The sequence below is a fragment of the Bradyrhizobium sp. genome (assembly GCF_019244115.1).
Classification (GTDB): domain Bacteria; phylum Pseudomonadota; class Alphaproteobacteria; order Rhizobiales; family Xanthobacteraceae; genus Bradyrhizobium.
In genome coordinates, this window is the sequence record NZ_JAFATE010000725.1 from 1 (window position 1) to 3,107 (window position 3,107).

Annotated in this window: 4 protein-coding genes and 1 pseudogene; 4 read left to right on the forward strand and 1 reads right to left on the reverse strand. The window is 63.4% G+C overall.

Annotated features, from left to right (window positions below):
- The 3 genes and pseudogenes from JOZ76_RS31230 to JOZ76_RS31240 form a co-directional block, all read left to right on the forward strand.
- Positions 1-143 (forward strand): annotated as a pseudogene (locus tag JOZ76_RS31230) (molybdopterin-dependent oxidoreductase); the annotation flags it as partial.
- A gap of 11 nt (positions 144-154) precedes the next feature.
- Entirely contained in the window at positions 155-466 is a 312-nt protein-coding gene (gene sorB / locus JOZ76_RS31235; RefSeq protein ID WP_291705247.1) for a SorB family sulfite dehydrogenase c-type cytochrome subunit, read from the forward strand.
- Between the two features lie 255 nt (positions 467-721).
- Positions 722-922, forward strand: coding sequence for a cold-shock protein (locus tag JOZ76_RS31240; RefSeq protein WP_291705248.1), 201 nt, complete (start codon positions 722-724; stop codon positions 920-922).
- A gap of 234 nt (positions 923-1,156) precedes the next feature.
- Here the strand turns inward: JOZ76_RS31240 and JOZ76_RS31245 are convergent, their stop codons facing one another.
- Positions 1,157-1,726 carry a hypothetical protein gene (locus JOZ76_RS31245; RefSeq protein WP_291705250.1) on the reverse strand — a complete coding sequence of 190 codons (570 nt, stop codon included), beginning with the start codon at positions 1,724-1,726 and terminating at the stop codon, positions 1,157-1,159.
- A 205-nt stretch (positions 1,727-1,931) separates the two neighbouring features.
- Here JOZ76_RS31245 and JOZ76_RS31250 point away from each other — a divergent pair.
- Positions 1,932-3,107 (forward strand): proline dehydrogenase family protein (locus JOZ76_RS31250; RefSeq protein ID WP_291705249.1); only part of this gene is annotated, 1,176 nt, incomplete at its 3' end.

A 3,107-nucleotide genomic window follows, 5' to 3' on the forward strand; every position in this document is an offset into this window, starting at 1 on the left:
CCGTCAAGCTCGCCGCCGGACCCGCAGAGCTCAAGGTTCGCGCCACCAGCAATGCCGGCGACGTACAGCCGATGGAGCCGCGCTGGAATCCAGCCGGCTATTTGCGCAATGTCGTCGAAACCGTGCGCGTCACCGCGAGCTGAGGGAGACGATCATGCGAGCCCGGCTGCTTCATCTGCTGCTCGCTGCTGCGACGCTCGGGCCGATACCGGTCCTGGCATCGCCGATATCGTATGCCTTGCCCGCGGAGACCGCCGCCTTCAAACCAGGGCCCAATCTCGACGTGGTGAAGAACAATTGTTCGGCCTGCCACTCCGCGGATTACGTCAGCACCCAGCCGCGAGGGGCCAAGGACAAGAGGGCTTTTTGGCAGGCCGAGGTCACCAAGATGATCAAGGTTTATGGTGCTCCGATCGCAGATACCGACGTCGCCGGGATCGTCGACTACCTGGCGACGGCCTATTGAGGGGACCGCAGGGGCCGATCTGCACGGGGTCTCGAAAAACGGGGTCGGAAGCGGCGAATCCAGTTGATCGCTACGCCAAATGTCACCGAAGTTGTGAAAAGCTCCGAAAGTGCCACGATATCGGGGGTTTTTGGCCAAATCCCGCCATTGTTTGAGCTATTAAGCCTAACCCAACCGGGATATCCTGCCGCGCCGAACAGGACGGTTTTGCGGGGACCGGCTGCTCGTTTCTTTTCGATCTCGCGGAGACTGGGAATGGCTAAAGGTACGGTCAAGTGGTTCAACCCGACGAAGGGATATGGATTCATCCAGCCCTCGTCTGGCGGGAAGGACGTGTTCGTTCATATTTCTGCTGTGCAGAAGGCGGGGCTTTCCACGCTCAATGAAGGACAGGCAATCGAGTACGAAGAAATCGCCAATCGCGGCAAGACCTCGGCGGAAAATCTCAAGGTCTAGAGCCGCCGATTTGAAGTCCTTGCGGCTCACGCGCGGCAGCATACGTCCGGAGGACTTCAAATCGGAATGCGGTTTATTTAAACTTCGGAGCCCGGTTGCTCCATCGGCGCGCGGCAACGACGTTGCCGCACGCTGTTCCAAAGCGATGCGGCGGAGCCTTTATCGGCGGCGTGGAGGCGTGCGCTCTCGGAGCGGATACCGGTTCGCGTGAAAACCGCCCGACCAGGCACGACGCTAATATTCCGTGACCCATTTCTCGACCGTCATGACGTCAGGCGCCACTGCATAGCCGCGTGGCCACATGTCGACGACCCACTCCACCTTGGTCGCGCGCTCGACCAGCACCGCGGTGTTGTGCGGCGTCTGCAGCACCAGCACATTGCCGCGATAATGCGGGTCGCCGACCACGTGGTATTTGAAGAGGCCCCATCCCTGCATCACCAGCAGGAGGCTCGTGGTGTTGCGCGTGGTGTCCCAGCAATCGTAATTATGCTTGTCGTCGAGGGCACGGAAATCCGCCTTCGCGATCCGCTTGTCGGTGCCGATGATCGGTCCCATGCGGCGATCGAACCAGATCACCGCCTTCTGCACCGCGGCCCGCTCGGCCGCGGCGGACGCCTTGCCCGCGGCCATGATCCTTGTGAGCACGCTTCGGTCGGCGGGTGAGAAGTCGAGCATCTCGCGACGGCGGCAGCCGAAGCTGTAACAGACCGTCATCGACGCCGCGCCGGGCGGAAAGATCGATACCGTGGTGTAGAGCGCCGCCTGCTGCGCGCTCAGCTCCGCGGCCTCCGCGGGCCACATGTCGACGAGGAGGATCGATACGAGAGCCAACAACACAAGGCCACACGCCGCCGCAACATTGCCGGGCGTGTCGCCCGGTTGCCGCCCCTTCATCTGCATGATTGTTTCGCCCCCAAAAAAATTGACCTGGAAATCAATCGAAGCCGTTTCAACTGAGGAGAACTGGCAGCATGATGGCTGAACGGGAGGTTGATGTCACCCCGCGATGACCGAGCATTGGCCGATTCCCCCATTTGCAGCGTCCTATTCACCGGACGATGGCGGTATTGCGGCAAAACTGCTTGACGGCGCGCGCCTGAGCCGCGCGCAGGAGCAGCGCATCGACAGTACCGCGAGGCGGCTGATCGAAGCCATCAGGCGCCGCGACGACCGCCTCGGCGGCGTCGAGGACATGCTGCGCGAATTCGCGCTCTCCACCAAGGAGGGCCTTGCGCTGATGGTCCTGGCAGAGGCGCTGCTGCGCGTGCCGGATTCACATACCGCGGACCATTTCATCGAGGACAAGCTCGGCGAAGGCGATTTCGTCCATCACGAGACCAAGTCGAGCGCCTTCCTGGTCAATGCGTCGGCCTGGGCGCTCGGACTGTCGGCACGGGTGATCCAGCCCGGCGAGACACCGGAAGGCACGATCGGCCGGCTGGTCAAGCGGCTCGGGGCGCCGGCGGTGCGCGCGGCGACGCGTCAGGCGATGCGCCTGATGGGAAGCCACTTCGTGCTCGGAGAAACCATCGAGGCCGCGCTGGCGCGGGCCGAGCCGCGATCGGCGAGGCCCTCGCGCTACTCCTTCGACATGCTCGGCGAAGGCGCGCGCACCGCCGATGATGCGGCGCGCTACTTCGATGCCTATGCGGCGGCGATCGCAGCGATCGGCGAGGTTGCGGGCAATCGCCCGCTGCCCGACCGTCCCGGCATTTCGGTCAAACTGTCGGCGTTGCATCCGCGCTTCGAGCCGATCAGCCGCGGCCGCGTAATGGCCGAATTGGCGCCGCGCCTGATCGATCTCGCGCGCCGCGCAAAAACGTTTGATCTCAATTTTACTGTCGATGCCGAGGAAGCCGACCGGCTGGAATTATCGCTGGACGTGATCGCGGCCGCGGCCAGCGATGCTTCGCTCGCCGGCTGGGACGGCTTTGGACTTGCCATCCAGGCTTACCAGAAGCGCGCCGGCACCGTCATCGACTATGTCGACGGGCTGGCGAAGGCCCTGGATCGGCGGCTGATGGTGCGGCTCGTCAAGGGCGCCTATTGGGACACCGAGATCAAGCGCGCACAGGAGCGCGGGCTTGCCGGCTATCCGGTCTTCACCCGCAAGGCGATGACGGATCTGAACTACATCGCCTGCGCAAGGCAATTGCTGGCCTTGCGGCCGCGCCTGTTTCCG